Origin of the sequence: Streptomyces sp. SudanB25_2051 (genome assembly GCF_964272635.1) — a bacterium.
Classification (GTDB): domain Bacteria; phylum Actinomycetota; class Actinomycetes; order Streptomycetales; family Streptomycetaceae; genus Streptomyces.
Genome location: NZ_OZ186787.1, coordinates 1,124,005 through 1,137,943, shown reverse-complemented (window position 1 = coordinate 1,137,943; position 13,939 = coordinate 1,124,005). Strand labels below are relative to the sequence as shown.

At 75.0% G+C, this 13,939-nt stretch carries 17 protein-coding genes; 6 read left to right on the top strand and 11 right to left on the bottom strand.

Features of this window, described 5'->3' with window-relative positions; all coding sequences use genetic code 11:
- Positions 1-74: 74 nt before the first annotated feature.
- Together ACSUPT_RS05030 and ACSUPT_RS05025 are read left to right on the top strand one after the other, a co-directional pair.
- Positions 75-362, top strand: coding sequence for a YiaA/YiaB family inner membrane protein (locus ACSUPT_RS05030; protein WP_351963146.1), 288 nt, complete (start codon positions 75-77; stop codon positions 360-362).
- A gap of 165 nt (positions 363-527) precedes the next feature.
- A complete protein-coding gene (locus ACSUPT_RS05025; RefSeq protein WP_361659716.1) occupies positions 528-1,154 on the top strand; it encodes a TetR/AcrR family transcriptional regulator in 627 nt (208 codons plus the stop codon).
- 63 nt (positions 1,155-1,217) lie between these two features.
- On the opposite strand, the gene ACSUPT_RS05020 is transcribed toward ACSUPT_RS05025, so the two are convergent.
- A complete protein-coding gene (locus ACSUPT_RS05020) occupies positions 1,218-1,679 on the bottom strand; it encodes a MaoC family dehydratase (RefSeq protein WP_351963144.1) in 462 nt (153 codons plus the stop codon).
- A 132-nt stretch (positions 1,680-1,811) separates the two neighbouring features.
- On the opposite strand from ACSUPT_RS05020, the gene soxR reads away from it, so the two are divergent.
- Positions 1,812-2,327, top strand: coding sequence for a redox-sensitive transcriptional activator SoxR (gene soxR, locus ACSUPT_RS05015; RefSeq protein ID WP_436943530.1), 516 nt, complete (start codon positions 1,812-1,814; stop codon positions 2,325-2,327).
- A gap of 5 nt (positions 2,328-2,332) precedes the next feature.
- Here soxR and ACSUPT_RS05010 read toward each other — a convergent pair whose 3' ends face one another.
- From ACSUPT_RS05010 to ACSUPT_RS05000, 3 genes are all read right to left on the bottom strand, one after another.
- Entirely contained in the window at positions 2,333-3,409 is a 1,077-nt protein-coding gene (locus ACSUPT_RS05010) for an RNA ligase (ATP) (protein ID WP_351963142.1), read from the bottom strand.
- A gap of 355 nt (positions 3,410-3,764) precedes the next feature.
- Positions 3,765-4,388 carry a hypothetical protein gene (locus ACSUPT_RS05005; RefSeq protein ID WP_436943529.1) on the bottom strand — a complete coding sequence of 208 codons (624 nt, stop codon included), beginning with the start codon at positions 4,386-4,388 and terminating at the stop codon, positions 3,765-3,767.
- A 203-nt stretch (positions 4,389-4,591) separates the two neighbouring features.
- Positions 4,592-5,917: an exo-beta-N-acetylmuramidase NamZ family protein gene (locus ACSUPT_RS05000; RefSeq protein ID WP_436943528.1), complete on the bottom strand. Its 1,326-nt coding sequence runs from the start codon at positions 5,915-5,917 to the stop codon at positions 4,592-4,594.
- Positions 5,918-6,077: 160 nt separating this feature from the next.
- Between ACSUPT_RS05000 and ACSUPT_RS04995 the strand changes: the two genes are divergently transcribed.
- Positions 6,078-6,842, top strand: coding sequence for an SDR family oxidoreductase (locus ACSUPT_RS04995; RefSeq protein ID WP_403499844.1), 765 nt, complete (start codon positions 6,078-6,080; stop codon positions 6,840-6,842).
- A 73-nt stretch (positions 6,843-6,915) separates the two neighbouring features.
- Positions 6,916-7,512, top strand: coding sequence for a TetR/AcrR family transcriptional regulator (locus tag ACSUPT_RS04990; protein WP_361985070.1), 597 nt, complete (start codon positions 6,916-6,918; stop codon positions 7,510-7,512).
- 73 nt (positions 7,513-7,585) lie between these two features.
- On the opposite strand, the gene ACSUPT_RS04985 is transcribed toward ACSUPT_RS04990, so the two are convergent.
- The 4 genes from ACSUPT_RS04985 to ACSUPT_RS04970 form a co-directional block, all read right to left on the bottom strand.
- On the bottom strand, positions 7,586-8,800 hold the full coding sequence (locus ACSUPT_RS04985; protein WP_365728569.1) for an acyl-CoA dehydrogenase family protein: 1,215 nt from the start codon (positions 8,798-8,800) through the stop codon (positions 7,586-7,588).
- 2 nt (positions 8,801-8,802) lie between these two features.
- Positions 8,803-9,825: a phosphotransferase family protein gene (locus ACSUPT_RS04980; RefSeq protein ID WP_351963136.1), complete on the bottom strand. Its 1,023-nt coding sequence runs from the start codon at positions 9,823-9,825 to the stop codon at positions 8,803-8,805.
- Positions 9,826-9,992: 167 nt separating this feature from the next.
- Positions 9,993-10,904 (bottom strand): MBL fold metallo-hydrolase, encoded by a 912-nt coding sequence (locus ACSUPT_RS04975; protein WP_365728573.1) that lies wholly within the window; start codon positions 10,902-10,904, stop codon positions 9,993-9,995.
- 213 nt (positions 10,905-11,117) lie between these two features.
- Complete coding sequence (locus ACSUPT_RS04970) at positions 11,118-11,414, bottom strand: hypothetical protein (RefSeq protein ID WP_351963134.1); 297 nt, start codon at positions 11,412-11,414, stop codon at positions 11,118-11,120.
- Between the two features lie 84 nt (positions 11,415-11,498).
- On the opposite strand from ACSUPT_RS04970, the gene ACSUPT_RS04965 reads away from it, so the two are divergent.
- Positions 11,499-12,431 carry an NADP-dependent oxidoreductase gene (locus ACSUPT_RS04965; RefSeq protein ID WP_361659738.1) on the top strand — a complete coding sequence of 311 codons (933 nt, stop codon included), beginning with the start codon at positions 11,499-11,501 and terminating at the stop codon, positions 12,429-12,431.
- A gap of 130 nt (positions 12,432-12,561) precedes the next feature.
- Here ACSUPT_RS04965 and ACSUPT_RS04960 read toward each other — a convergent pair whose 3' ends face one another.
- From ACSUPT_RS04960 to ACSUPT_RS04950, 3 genes are read right to left on the bottom strand one after another with little or no spacing between them, the layout of a single operon-like run.
- Positions 12,562-12,876, bottom strand: coding sequence for a DUF202 domain-containing protein (locus ACSUPT_RS04960; protein ID WP_351963132.1), 315 nt, complete (start codon positions 12,874-12,876; stop codon positions 12,562-12,564).
- Positions 12,873-13,265, bottom strand: coding sequence for a YidH family protein (locus ACSUPT_RS04955; protein ID WP_361659742.1), 393 nt, complete (start codon positions 13,263-13,265; stop codon positions 12,873-12,875). The genes ACSUPT_RS04960 and ACSUPT_RS04955 overlap by 4 nt, the downstream gene beginning before the upstream one ends.
- Positions 13,258-13,815, bottom strand: a complete 558-nt coding sequence (locus ACSUPT_RS04950; protein WP_436943527.1) for an NUDIX hydrolase — start codon at positions 13,813-13,815, stop codon at positions 13,258-13,260. The genes ACSUPT_RS04955 and ACSUPT_RS04950 overlap by 8 nt, the downstream gene beginning before the upstream one ends.
- Between the last annotated feature and the right edge of the window lie 124 nt (positions 13,816-13,939).

Below are 13,939 nucleotides of genomic sequence, written 5' to 3'. Positions count from 1 at the left end.
TGAGCACCGCCGCCCACCGCCCCTGAGTAGGGGAGCGCATGTGGCGCACACCACAGCGGCGCATCCTCGACGCCATGAGCGACACACCCGTCAAGCAGCAGAACACGGCGGCCTACTACGCGCAGGCGGTCGCCTCCTTCGCCGTCGCCCTGACCGCCGTCGGCCTCGGCATCGCCAATCTGGAGGCGGACGTGTGGGTCCGGGCCTTCCTCGGCGTCGCCGTCCTCTACCTCACCACCTCCTCCTTCACCCTGGCCAAGGTCGTCCGCGACCGGCAGGAGGCCGGGCAGATCATCAGCCGCGTCGACCAGGCCCGGCTGGAGAAGCTGCTCGCCGAGCACGACCCGTTCCAGAAGCTCTGACCCCGCCGCCCCCGGGCCCGGCGGGAGCGCGTTGCGATCCCGCCTCCCCGGGGGGCCCGCGAGGCGGGTCCGAGCCGTCCCCGCCGGGCCTCGCGGGGAGGGCTCTAAGCGCTTGCTCACCCTCGCGGTATGGTGTTCGTCCTTGTACGACGGAAGGGGCGAGCGATGGGTACGGCGGAGGAGACGCCCGGCGGCGAGGAGACGCCGTGGGGCGAGGTCACCCCGGACGCGGCCAGGCGGCTGCTCGTGGCGGCCGTCGACGCCTTCGCCGAGCGCGGCTACCACGCCACGACGACCCGCGACATCGCGAGCCGCGCCGGCATGAGCCCGGCCGCGCTCTACATCCACTACAAGACCAAGGAAGAGCTCCTCCACCGGATCAGCCGCATCGGCCACGACAAGGCCCTGGAGATCCTCCACGAGGCGGCCGACGGGCCCGGTACCGCCGCCGAGCGCCTCGCCGCCGCCGTGCGGTCCTTCGTCCGCTGGCACGCCGAGCGCCACACGACCGCGCGGGTCGTCCAGTACGAGCTCGACGCCCTCACCCCCGAGCACCGCGCGGAGATCGTGGCCCTGCGCCGCGAGACCGACGCGGCGGTGCGCCGCATCATCAACGACGGCGTCGCCGCGGGCGAGTTCGACGTACCGGACGTGCCGGGCACCACCCTCGCCGTGCTGTCGCTCTGCATCGACGTGGCCCGCTGGTTCAACGCCCAGGGCAGCCGCACGCCCGACGAGGTCGGCGCGCTCTACGCCGACCTCGTCCTGCGCATGGTCACCGCCCGGTCCTGAGGGCGGGCCGGTCCCCGGAAGCGGGACGCGGGCGGCTCCTCGCGGGCGGACGCGGGCGGGTCGTCAGAAGTAGAAGCGGGACACCGACTCCGCGACGCACACCGGCTTGTCGCCGCCCTCGCGCTCCACGGTGACCAGCGCCGTCAGCTGCACCCCGTCGGGCACGTCCTCGACCGCCTTCACCAGCGCGGTCGCCCGCAGCCGCGAACCGACCGGGACCGGGGCGGGGAAACGCACCTTGTTCGTCCCGTAGTTGACGCCCATCCGCACCCCGTCCACCCGCATCACCTGCGGGACCAGGACCGGCAGCAGGGACAGCGTCAGATAGCCGTGCGCGATGGTCGTGCCGAAGGGGCCCTCCGCCGCCCGCTCGCGGTCCACGTGGATCCACTGGTGGTCCCCGGTGGCGTCCGCGAACAGGTCGACGCGCTTCTGGTCCACCTCCAGCCAGTCGCTGTAGCCCAGCCGCTCGCCGACCGCGGCCCGCAGCTCGTCGACGGAGGTGAAGATCCTCGGCTCTGCCATCCCCTGCTCCCTGCTCCCTGGTTCCCGAGCGCGACCACGTCATGTCCAAGCGCTTGCTTAGCATGTGGGCGGCGGTCGGCCTTGTCAACGGACCGGTGGGGTCCGACCCGGCGGAGCAGTAGGCTTCGCGGGGTGCCGCAGATTCCAGAGAAGATCCACGAGCTCACCGTCGGCCAGCTCTCCGCCCGCAGCGGCGCGGCCGTCTCCGCCCTGCACTTCTACGAGGCCAAGGGCCTGATCACCAGCCGCCGGACCAGCGGCAACCAGCGCCGCTACAGCAGGGACGCGCTGCGTCGCGTCGCCTTCGTGCGCGCGGCCCAGCGCGTCGGCATCCCCCTCGCCACCATCCGGCAGGCCCTCGCCGAGCTCCCCGAGGAGCGCACGCCCACCCGCGAGGACTGGGCGCGGCTCTCCAAGGCCTGGCGGGCCGAACTGGACGCCCGGATACAGCAGCTGGCCCGCCTGCGCGACCACCTCACCGACTGCATCGGGTGCGGCTGCCTCTCCCTCCAGACGTGCGTCCTGTCGAACCCGGACGACGTCCTCGGCGAGCGCCTCGCCGGCTCCCGCCTCCTCGCCGAACGCCTGCCCCGGGACGGCCAAAAGACCGGCCCCGGGACGTCCGGGGAGCGGTGCGCGCAGGGCTGAAGGGCCTACTCGTACTCCGTGCCGCCCTTGCGGGTCAGATAGGCGGGGCTCACCGCCTTCGCGATGGCCCGGCCGCCGACCACCGGGCTGTAGCGCTCGGTGGCCGGCCGGATCACCACGCCCTCGCGCAGGTGCAGGCCCCGCCCCGACACGGTCTCCCGGCCGGTCGCCAGCTCCGTCACCGTCGCGATGTCGTACGGCCCGGTGAACAGCACGGGCACCAGCGGCAGTTCGCCCTCCAGCACCCGGTGCAGCTCCGCCGCGTCCAGCCGCCGCACCTGCCCGGCCACCTCCACGGACACGTCGAACACCGCGTACCCGAGGCGGTCGGCGCGGGCGTCGGCGCCGTACGGCAGGTCCTGCACCCCGGCGCCGTACACCTCGCCGAACACGCCGACCCTGGTGGCGCCGAACCGCTCGGCCAGCCGGGCCGCCGCCTCCGGTACGCCGTGCCCGCGCACGGCCCGCCAGTACACGTTGCGCGGGTCCTCCCGCAGCGCGAGGCCCTTGGCGCCGAAGCCCTTCGACGAGACCTGCACCCGGCCGTCGGCGGCGTGATACGTCACCAGGCACGCCGTGCCGTGGACCTTCTCCGTCAGCACGACGGGCTCGCCCGGCGCGAACAGGTCCGGGTAGCGCTGGATGTTCTCCACATCGCCCCACGGCAGCAGATCGGGGGCGGCCTCCACGTCACCGCTCATGCTCGTGGGCACCGGGGGCACCCACTTGGTGATGCCGAGCCGCTCCGCGAAGTCCGTGCGGTCCCGCGCCGCCGCCTCCAGGTCCACCCCGGCCAGCGCGCGCGGCCGGCACACCAGGCCCTGCGACAGCTCGCCGCGCAGCCGCACCGCCTTCACCCGGTTCGCCGCGGACCCCGCCAGCCGCCCGGTCAGCCCCAGCTCGTCGATCAGGTCCGCCGGGAGGACCGCCTGCTCGGGGATGTACACGGCGGCGTCGCCCGTGCGGTAGGCGCCCTTGGCGACGACCGCGCGGTACAGGCCCACCTGGGCCAGTTCGAGCGCGTCGGCGTCGGGATGCGGATGGACGGTCAGGACTTCGGCGGTGACGCGCAGCGTGGACATGGCGCGGCTCCTCACGGTCGGTGGATCGGTCACCGCCACTGTCGCCGCGCGAAATGCGGTCGCTCACCGCCTTTTCCGGCTGCTACGGTCCGCGAGGGCCGGCCGGATCCGTGCGCACGCCTGTGCGAACTGCCCCGCGAATGGCCTGAACCAGCCCCTCGGCGCCCGCCCCGCGGGGGCGCGCGGGCACGCTTCCCGAGACCCCGCGCACGCGCCCCGAAGGCTCCTGCGCGCCCCGGAGCCGCCGTGCCGCGCCGACGGCCCCGCGTGCGCGCACGCCGGAAGCCGCCACGCCGACGGCCCCGCGCGCACACGCCCCGGAAGCCGGCCCGCGCCCCGGACGTCCGCGGCCGGGCTACGCCGCCGCGACCGGCTCCCGTACGCCCGCCGCCCGGGCCGCGCGGCGGCGGGCCGATCCGAGCGCCTCGGGCGACAGGAGGGGCGCCGGCACCAGCACCCCGCAGTCGCCGCACACCGGGCCGCGCGCCGCGTCCCGGCCGTCCCACCGCCACAGGAACCGGTCGCCGCCGCACACCGGGCAGCAGCCGCCCGGCCCCGCCTCCAGGGCCGCGATCAGCCGCCGCAGCGCCTCGGCCAGCGGCAGGTCCGGGTGCACGGACGGGTCGACGCACCGCGCCACGCTGTTGCCGCCCCAGGTGCGCCGGTGCCAGTCGTCCATGGGTCCCGGTGTGCGCAGCCCCAGCCGCTTCTCCCTGCGGCGCCGCTCGGCGAACCGCCGCTCGTAGGCGAGCCACACCGCCCGCGCCTCCTCCACCTCGTCGAGCGCGGCCACCAGCCGCGCCGGATCGAGGTCCCGGTCCTCGTGCCCGAACCCGTGCCGCCCGCACAGGTGGTCCCACGTCGCCCGGTGCCCGTACGGCGCGAACCGCTCCAGGCACTTGCGCAGCGAGTAGCGCCGCAGCGCCGTGTCGCACCGCGGGTCACGAACCTGTCTGGCGAGACTCCGGAAACCGGCCATCGCTCCGCCACCTCCGTCGCTGGTACTTCGGCGTCGTTGAAGAGACGTACGGGTGCCCGTTCCGGCTCCGTCGAAAATCGGCGGGGGTCCGGTCTCCGCCACGTCCCCCCACTGGTACGCAGGCGCGGGGCGCGGCGCTCGACCCGGCGCACTGCGGATGGTGACGGCCCGTCACCCCGTCGTACGGGCACCCGCGTCCCGGCTCAGCGGTACAGCAGGTACTCCTCGCGCACCGCGCGGAACGCCGCCAGGTCCCGCTCCCACGCCGCGGCCACCTCGTCCGGCCCGGCGCCCGCGTCGACCAGGGTGCGCACGGTCGCCGAGCCGGTCAGCTTGTCGATCCAGCGGTCGGCGCGCCACGCGAACCCGCTCCACGTCCGCTTCGCCGTCACCAGCAGCCCGATCCCGGTCCGCACCGGGTCGAACGCCGCCCGGTCGTGGACGTGCAGCTGCACCCCGCCGACGGTCTTCCCCTGGTACTTGGAGAACACCGGCGCGAAGTAGGCCTCCCGGAAGGCGACGCCCGGCAGGTCCAGGGCGTTCGCCGCCTCCGCCCAGCGCCGGTCCACGCCCTCGGCGCCCAGCAGCTCGAACGGGCGGGTCGTGCCGCGCCCCTCCGACAGGTTCGTCCCCTCGAACAGGCACGTCCCGCCGTACACCAGCGCCGTGTCCGGGGTCGGCATGTTCGGGCTCGGAGGCACCCACGGCAGGCCCGTCGCGTCGAACAGGTCCCGGCGCCGCCACCCCGCCATCCGCACGGTCTCCAGCGGCACGGGTCGCGCCAGGAACTCGGCGTTGAACAGCCGCGCCAGCTCCGCCACGGTCATCCCGTGCACCTGCGCGATCGGCTCCCGGCCCACGAAGGTGGCGTACGCCCGGTCGAGGACCGGCCCGAGCGCGGCCCGCCCGCCGACCGGGTTGGGCCGGTCCAGTACGACGAATCGTTTCCCCGCCAGCTCGGCGGCGACCATGCAGTCGTACATCGTCCAGATGTAGGTGTAGAAGCGGGCGCCCACGTCCTGGATGTCGAACACGACCGTGTCCACGCCCGACGCGGCGAACACGTCCGCGAGCGCCCGGCCGCTCTTGCCGTACGTGTCGTACACCGGAAGCCCGGTCGCCGGGTCGTCGTACCGGCCCTCCGAACCGCCCGCCTGGGCCGTGCCCCGGAAGCCGTGCTCGGGCCCGAACACCGCCACCAGCCGCACCCGCTCGTCGGCGTGCATCACGTCCACGATGTGCCGCACCTCGGCGGTCACCCCGGTCGGGTTGGTCACCACGCCCACCCGCTGCCCGTCCAGCAGGGCGTACCCGTCGGCCGCCAGCCGGTCGAAGCCGGTCCGCACCCGCCGCCCGGCCGCCGCCGCGCCCGGCACCCCGGCCGCCGCACCCGCCGCGCCCGTGGCGGCCTGCGCCCCGGCCGCCTCCGCCTCCGCCCCGGCTCCGGCCCCCGGTGCCGCCCCCGTCGCACCGGCCGCCGCCAGCGCACCTCCCGCCACCGCCAGCAGACCCCGTCTGGACACGCTCATGGGACACCTCCGTGATCGTTCCGTCACGCTCGGGCACGAGACCTCGCAGGCTAGCGCGGCACCCCTTCCCGCTGGACATACCGACCGGTTAGTCTGCCGGTCGTACGGCCGGTCCTCGCGGTCGGCCTCCCGGCGGGAACACGGCGAAGGGATTGCGGGCATGAGCACGTTCCAGGGCGCACACGTGGTCGTCACGGGGGCGGGCGGCGGCATCGGCGCCGCCCTCGCGCGCAGGTTCGCCGCCGAGGGCGCCCGCGTCGTCGTCAACGACCTGGACCCGGGCCGCGCCAAGGCCGTGGCCGAGGAGATCGGCGCCGTCCCGCTGCCCGGCGACGCGTCGGCGGTGGTCGGGGAGGCCCGCGACGCCCTGGACGGCACCGTCGACGTCTACTGCGCCAACGCCGGGCTCGCCTCGCCCGGTGACGCCTTCGCCGGCGAGGAGGTCTGGGCCGCCGCCTGGGACGTCAACGTCATGGCCCACGTCCGCGCCGCCCGCGCCCTGCTGCCCGGCTGGCTGGAGCGCGGCAGCGGCCGGTTCGTGTCCACCGTCTCGGCGGCCGGGCTGCTCACCATGATCGGCGCCGCCCCGTACAGCGTGAGCAAGCACGGCGCGTACGCCTTCGCCGAGTGGCTGTCCCTCACCTACCGGCACCGGGGCCTCAAGGTCCACGCCATCTGCCCCCAGGGCGTGCGCACGGACATGCTGACCGCCGCCGGGTCGGCCGGGGAGCTGGTCCTCGCCCCCACCGCCATCGACCCCGGCGACGTCGCCGACGCGCTGTTCGCGGGCATGGCGGAGGACCGGTTCCTGATCCTCCCGCACCCCGAGGTCGCCGGCTACTACCAGGCCCGCGCCACCGAGCCGGACCGCTGGCTCGGCGGGATGAACCGGGTGCAGCGGACCTGGGAGGCCACCGGGCGGTGAACCTGGTCTGGACTAGTGGGAAGATCGGTCGGGCGAGCAGCCGACCGGACGATGACGAGGAGAGGTGGCGGACATGGCCAGGACGACCGACGGGAGCGGAGCCACACCCGTCCCGCGCAGGCTGCTGGCCGCCGCCACCCGCCTCTTCGCCGAGCGCGGCTACGACCGGACGTCCGTCCAGGAGATCGTCGAGGCCGCCGGGGTCACCAAGGGCGCCCTCTACCACTACTTCGGGTCCAAGGAGGACCTGCTGCACGAGGTGTACGCCCGTGTGCTGCGCCTCCAGCAGGAGCGGCTGGACGCGTTCGCGGACGCCGACGCGCCGGTCGAGCAGCGCCTCAGGGACGCGGCCGCCGACGTCGTCGTCACCACCATCGAGAACCTGGACGACGCCGCCATCTTCTTCCGCTCCATGCACCATCTGAGCCCGGAGAAGAACCGCCAGGTCCGCGCCGAGCGGCGCCGCTACCACGAGCGGTTCCGGGCCCTGGTCGAGGAGGGGCAGCGCTCCGGGGTGTTCTCCTCCGCCACCCCCGCCGACCTGGTGGTCGACTACCACTTCGGCTCGGTGCACCACCTGTCCACCTGGTACCGGCCGGACGGCCCGCTCGGCCCGCGCGAGGTCGCCGACCACCTCGCCGACCTCCTGCTGCGCGCCCTGCGGCCGTAGGGCGCTCTCGGGGCCGGCCGCCCGGCCCCGCCCTCCGGGCCCCGGCCGAACCGGGGGCCCGGAGGTCTGACCCTCACACGTACCGCTTCAGCTCCCGCCGGGCCAGCGACCGCTGGTGGACCTCGTCCGGGCCGTCGGCGAGCCGCAGCGTCCGCGCCGAGGCCCACAGCTCCGCCAGTGGGAAGTCCTGGCCGACGCCGCCCGCCCCGTGCAGCTGCACCGCCCGGTCGATGATGTCCACCACCGTGCGCGGTGTGGCGATCTTGATGGCCTGGATCTCGGTGTGCGCGCCCCGGTTGCCGACCGTGTCCATCAGCCACGCCGTCTTCAGCACCAGCAGCCGCAGCTGCTCCACCGCCACCCGGGCGTCCGCGATCCACGCCTGCACCTGCCCCTGCGCGGCGAGCGGCTTCCCGAAGGCCGTACGGGACACGGCGCGCCGGCACATCAGCTCGATCGCCCGCTCCGCCATGCCGATCAGCCGCATGCAGTGGTGGATGCGGCCCGGTCCGAGGCGCGCCTGCGCGATGGCGAAGCCGCCGCCCTCCTCGCCGACGAGGTTCGCGGCCGGCACCCGCGCCCCGTCGAACACGACCTCCGCGTGCCCGCCGTGCGCGTGGTCCTCGTACCCGTACACCCGCATCGCGCGGCGCACCTCGACGCCGGGCGTGTCGCGGGGCACCAGCACCATGGACTGCTGGCGGCGCACATCGGGGTTCCCCGGGTCGGTCTTGCCCATCACGATGAAGATCCGGCAGTCCGGGTTCATCGCCCCGGAGATGTACCACTTGCGGCCCGTGACGACGTACGCGTCGCCGTCCCGCTCGATCCGCGTCTCGATGTTCGTCGCGTCCGACGAGGCCACCTCCGGCTCGGTCATCGCGAATGCGGAGCGGATCTCCCCGGCGAGCAGCGGCTCCAGCCACCGCTTGCGCTGCGCTGCGGTGCCGAACTGGGCGAGGACCTCCATGTTGCCGGTGTCGGGGGCGGCGCAGTTCAGCGCGGTCGGCGCGAGGTGCGGGGAGCGGCCGGTGATCTCCGCGAGCGGCGCGTACTGGAGGTTGGTGAGCCCGGCGCCGTACTCCTCGTCCGGCAGGAACAGGTTCCACAGGCCGCGCCGCCGCGCCTCCGCCTTGAGGTCCTCCACCACGGGCGGGGTGTCCCACGGGGAGGCGAGCTTCGCCCGCTGCTCCTCGGCGACCGCCTCGGCCGGGTACACATGCGCCGTCATGAAGTCGAGCAGCCGCTCCCGCAGCTCCTCGGTGCGCGCGTCCATCGCGAAGTCCATGGTCAGCCCTCCTGAAGGGTTGTGAGGCCGTGCTCGATGAAGAGGGGGACCAGCTCCCCGATCCGGTCGAAGCCCGCGCCGACGGTCCGTCCGAGCGTGTAGCGGTAGTGGATGCCCTCCAGGATCACGGCGAGCTTGAACCAGGCGAACGCCGTGTACCAGGAGAGGCGGGACACGTCCCGCCCCGACCGGGCGGCGTACCGCTCGACCAGCTCGCCCGCCGGCGGGTGCCCGGCCGCGGTCGCGGTCGTGGAGATGACGGCACCGGGGACGTCCAGCGGCGTGCTGTACATGACGAGCAGTCCGAGGTCGGTGAGCGGGTCGCCGAGGGTGGACATCTCCCAGTCGAGGACGGCGGTGATCCGGTCGTCGTCGCCGATCAGGACGTTGTCGAGGCGGAAGTCGCCGTGGACGACGGCCGGCGCGGGGGAGTCGGGCAGTTCGCGCCCGAGCGCGGCGTGCAGCTCGTCGATTCCGGCGAGCTCCCGGCCGCGTGAGGCGGCGAGCTGCTTGCCCCAGCGGCGCAGCTGCCGGTCCAGGAAGCCGTCGGGCCGCCCGAAGTCCCCGAGGCCCACGGCCTCCTGGTCCACCGCGTGCAGCTCGACCAGGGTGTCGACCAGGCCCAGCACGGCCGCCCGGGTCCGCTCGGCGCCCAGCGGGGCGAGCTGCGCGGCGGTGCGGTACGGGGTGCCGGGCACGAAGTCCATCACGTAGAACGGCGCCCCGAGCACCGCCTCGTCCTCGCACAGCAGCAGCGGCCGGGGCACCGGCACGGCGGTCGGGTACAGGGCGCTGAGCACCCGGTGCTCGCGCCGCATGTCGTGCGCGGTGGCCAGGACGTGGCCGAGCGGCGGGCGGCGGACGACCCACCGGCGGGTGCCGTCGGTGACCGCGTACGTCAGGTTCGACCGGCCGCCCTCGATCAGCCGCGCGTCGAGCGGTCCGCCCACCAGTCCGGGCAGCTCGCGGTCCAGCAGCGCGCGCAACCGCTCGGGGTCGAGGCCAGGAGGCGGGGCAGAGCTCATGGGGCGCACCTTCCGGGAGCGGGGACTCGGCTACCCGGCATCATGACCGACCAGTCGGTATGTAGTCCACCCCCGGAGGCGCGGACCGGCCACCCGGCGGACCGGCCACCCGGCGGACCGGCCGTCCGGCCACCCGGCAGGACGCGCGGCCGGTCCCCGCGCCGGGTTCAGGCGTGGCAGGCCACCGCCCGGCCGCCGTTCATCGCCGCCATGTCGCCGAACACCGCGGCCACGTCCAGTGGCGACCCCTCGGGCAGCCCGTCCAGCTCGGCGTACGCGCGGTGCACATTGGCCACCAGCCGCTCGGACTCGCGCAGTCCGCCGAAGGCGCCCAGGTCGGCGCCGCGCGCCACCTCCAGCGGCGTCAGCCCCTTGGCGTGGCCCTCCTCCGCCAGTTCGGCGACGAACCGCAGGTACGCCTCCGTCTCGTCGTACACGGACGGGTCCGCGAGCGGCCCGTGCCCCGGTACGACGGTCTCCGCGTCCAGCGACCGCAGCAGTTCGACGGCCCGCAGCGAGCCGCGCAGCGAACCGGTCGCGAGGAACGGCGTCCCGCCGTGGAAGACGAGGTCCCCGGTGAAGACGACGCCCCGCTGCGGCAGGTGCACGATCGTGTCGCCCGCCGTGTGCGCCACGCCCGGGTGGATCAGCCGCACCTCCGTACCGCCCGCGTACAGCGTCATCCGGTCCGTGTACGTCACCGTCGGCGGCGTCACGCGGATGTCGCCGAAGTCGGTCTGCGGCCAGATCAGGTGCAGCTGCCGCCCCGCCGCCAGCAGTTCGCGGCGGCACGCCTCGTGCCCGACGACCGTCGCCCCGGGAGCGAAGACGGAGTTGCCGTAGGTGTGGTCGCCGTGGTGGTGGGTGTTGACCACCGTGCCCGGCGGGGCGGCGCCGTGGGCCAGCAGCGCGTCGCGCAGGGCCAGCGCCCGGCGCTCGGTCGCCGTCGTGTCCACCAGCACGGTGGCGGAGCCGTCGCCGACCCAGCCGGCGTTGTTCAGGCACCAGCCGCCGTCCGGCTGGACGTAGGCGTGCACATCAGGTGCGAGCTGGACGGTGTACGGGTCGTGTGCGGGCACCGCGGTCCCCCCGAGTCGTGGCCGAACTGGACAGGCAGAGCCTGCCAGCCGGAGGCGGCGGGGGACAGTGCGCGATCACCTTCGCGCGGTCGCGGCCCCCGCCCGCGCGCGTCCGGCGGCCGTCGCCCCGGCGGGGGAGCGGCCGTACCGGCGAGGGGTGTTCAGCGGCCGTGCGAGCAGTGGGTGTTCAGCGGCCGTGCGGGCGCCGGGTGTTCAGTGGTCGTCCCAGTGGCCGTCGTGCGCGGCGTGCCGGTGGCCGTCGTGCACGTAGTCCGTGTGGTCGCCGTGGACGACGGCCGGGTGACCGCAGCTGTCGCCGTGCTCATGGGCGTGGCCGCTGTGGGCGATGTGCTCGCCCGGCTCGCACTCGTCCCAGTGCCCGGCGTGCTCGCGGTGCAGATGCCCGTCGTGGGAGTAGTCGACGTGGTCCCCGTGGACCACGGACCGGTGGCCGCAGGAAGGGCCGTGCACATGGGAGTGCGCCTGGTGTTCCTGGTGCAGGACCGTCATGGCGTTGCCTCTGTCCTGAGATCGGCTGACACTCCCAGGTTATCCCTGTTTGCCTGACCCATCCCCTTGGTGGAGGGTCGTCCCATGAAGGCGATCAGCTACGGCCGCTACGGCGGGCCCGACGTCCTGGAGTACGGCGACCGCCCCGACCCGAAGGTCGGCCCCGACAAGGTGCTGGTCAAGGTGCGGGCCGCGGCCGTCAACCCGGTCGACTGGAAGTGCCAGGCCGGCTACCTCGACACGATCCTGGACGCGTACTTCCCCGTGGTCCCCGGCTGGGACGTCTCCGGGGTGGTCGTCCAGCCGGGCGTCTCGGTGCCCGAGTACGGCGTGGGCGACGAGGTGATGGGCTATGTGCGCGAGGACGTGCTGTGCCACGGCACCTTCGCCGAGTACGTCGCCGCTCCCGTCCGCACCCTGGCCCGCAAGCCCCGCACCCTCGGCTTCGAGGAGGCCGCCGCGCTCCCCCTGGCGGGGCTGACCGCCTACCAGGCGCTCACCAAGGCCCTGCGGGTACGGAACGGGGAGACCGTGCTGGTCCACGCGGCGACCGGCGGCGTCGGCTCGCTGGCCGTGCAGATCGCCCGGCACCTGGGCGCGCGGGTGCTGGGCGGGGTCCGGGAGCCGGGCGCCGAACGGGTGCGGGGGCTGGGCGGGGAGCCGGTCGTGTACGGCGACGGGTTCACCCGCCGGGTGCGCGAACTGGCCCCGCGGGGCGTGGACGCCGTCCTCGACACGGTGGGCGGCGAGCCCTTGAGGACCTCCCCGAAGGTGCTGGCCCCCGAGGGCCGCCTCGCCTCCATCGCGGACGGCGAGGTGGTGGGCCTGGGCGGGCTGTACTTCTGGGTGCGCCCGGACGCCGAGGACCTGACGGCCCTGGCGGACCTGGCCGACGGCGGTGTGATCACCGTGCGGGTGGCGCGCACCTACCCGCTGGAGCGGGCGGCCGAGGCCCAGCGCGCGGCGATGGCGGGCGGTCTGGGCGGCAAGGTCGTCGTCACGGTCCCCGAGCACTGAGCATCGGCCCCCGTACGGCCGGGGCCGCACCCACCGGCGCCCCGGCCGGAGCCACCCACCGGGCCCCCGCCCCGCCGCACCCCCCGGCGCCCTGACCGAGGCCACCCACCGCACCCGCCGGCCGGGTCCCTCACACCACCACCGCCACGGCGAACCCCGCCAGCGCCACCGTGCACGCGGCGGCCGCCACCGCGCCCCGCACCCCCAGGGGGCGCGGCCGGTGCCGCCCCAGCGCGGCGATCCGCCGCTGCGCCACCACCAGGAACACCGCCCACACCAGCAGCGAGAGCCCCGCCCCCAGCAGCCCGGCCGCCGACACGTCGCCGCCGTGCACGGACTGCCGGGCGGCCAGCACGGCGGCGACGGTGCACGACAGCGTCGTACGCCGCCACGCCAGCCGCGTCCGCTCCGGCTGCAGCCCCGGGTCGCGGGCCCCCGCCGTCACCCGGCCCACCCGAACAGCACCACCAGCACCATCGCCAGCGCCACCAGCCCCACCGCCAGGCTCAGCACCGCCGGGAAGCGGCTCACCGGCAGGTCCTCGCCGCGCCGCATGGCGCGCTCGCACCGCACCCAGTGGTTGACCGCCCGCAGCGCGCACAGCGCCCCCGCGCCCAGCAGGACGAGCGCCATCCCCACCCGCACGCCCCACCGCAGGCCGGGCAGGAACTGGTCCACCGCGAACCCGCCGCCCACCAGCGCCAGCCCGGTCCGCAACCAGGCCAGGAACGTCCGTTCGTTGGCGAGCGAGAACCGGTAGTCGGGCGTCTCGCCCTCCTCCCGCACCCGCTGCGGCGACAGCCACAGCCGCACACCGCGCCCCAGGTCACCCACCGTGCCGCACGCCCCGCCCCGGCCCGCCCACGCCGGGCACCGTCCGCAGCCGCTCCCACGCCGCGAGCCCGTCCGGCACCCACGGCCACTCGCCGAGCCGCCGCTCCAGCTCGTCCCGCGTCAGGAACGCGTGCCACGCCACCTCCTCGACCTGCGGCGACACCGGCAGGTCGCAGCGCACCTCGTACACCCGCGACCACCACGTGCCGCGCCCGCCCGGCCCGTCGTCGTACAGGAACGACAGCAGCGGCACCGGCTGGTCCAGGCCGCTCACGCCCAGTTCCTCCTCGGCCTCGCGCAGCGCCGCCGTGTCGTACGCCTCGCCCGCGCCGACGACCCCGCCGACGAACATGTCGTACCGCGAGGGGAACAGCAGCTTCGACGCCGTCCTGCGGTGCACGAAGATCCGGTCGGCGCCGTCCCGCACCAGGACGAAGACGCAGCGGTGGCGCAGCCCGCGCGCGTACACCTCCCCCCGCGGCAGCCGCCCGACCACCCGGTCGTGCTCGTCCACGACGTCGAGGATCTCCTCGGCGGGCGATGCGTTCACAGTGGCACTCTCCTTGCTCTCGGCTCCCGGCCGCCGCCTCCCGCGGGCTCTGCCGCGGGACGTGTCCGGCCGCCCGGAGGGTTGACGCGGTTACCGCCGCGTACGGAAGATGCGGACCACTCCG

What these genes read in the sequence shown, in the direction of transcription:
- ACSUPT_RS05020 (WP_351963144.1), bottom strand. Translation starts at nt 1,679, where the DNA reads ATGGCAGAGCCGAGGATCTTCACCTCCGTCGACGAGCTGCGGGCCGCG.
- ACSUPT_RS05000 (WP_436943528.1), bottom strand. Translation starts at nt 5,917, where the DNA reads ATGAGCGTGTCCAGACGGGGTCTGCTGGCGGTGGCGGGAGGTGCGCTG.
- ACSUPT_RS05030 (WP_351963146.1), top strand. Translation starts at nt 75, where the DNA reads ATGAGCGACACACCCGTCAAGCAGCAGAACACGGCGGCCTACTACGCG.
- ACSUPT_RS05025 (WP_361659716.1), top strand. Translation starts at nt 528, where the DNA reads ATGGGTACGGCGGAGGAGACGCCCGGCGGCGAGGAGACGCCGTGGGGC.
- ACSUPT_RS05005 (WP_436943529.1), bottom strand. Translation starts at nt 4,388, where the DNA reads ATGGCCGGTTTCCGGAGTCTCGCCAGACAGGTTCGTGACCCGCGGTGC.
- ACSUPT_RS04965 (WP_361659738.1), top strand. Translation starts at nt 11,499, where the DNA reads ATGAAGGCGATCAGCTACGGCCGCTACGGCGGGCCCGACGTCCTGGAG.
- ACSUPT_RS04995 (WP_403499844.1), top strand. Translation starts at nt 6,078, where the DNA reads ATGAGCACGTTCCAGGGCGCACACGTGGTCGTCACGGGGGCGGGCGGC.
- ACSUPT_RS04990 (WP_361985070.1), top strand. Translation starts at nt 6,916, where the DNA reads ATGGCCAGGACGACCGACGGGAGCGGAGCCACACCCGTCCCGCGCAGG.
- ACSUPT_RS04980 (WP_351963136.1), bottom strand. Translation starts at nt 9,825, where the DNA reads ATGAGCTCTGCCCCGCCTCCTGGCCTCGACCCCGAGCGGTTGCGCGCG.
- ACSUPT_RS04985 (WP_365728569.1), bottom strand. Translation starts at nt 8,800, where the DNA reads ATGGACTTCGCGATGGACGCGCGCACCGAGGAGCTGCGGGAGCGGCTG.
- ACSUPT_RS05010 (WP_351963142.1), bottom strand. Translation starts at nt 3,409, where the DNA reads ATGTCCACGCTGCGCGTCACCGCCGAAGTCCTGACCGTCCATCCGCAT.
- ACSUPT_RS04970 (WP_351963134.1), bottom strand. Translation starts at nt 11,414, where the DNA reads ATGACGGTCCTGCACCAGGAACACCAGGCGCACTCCCATGTGCACGGC.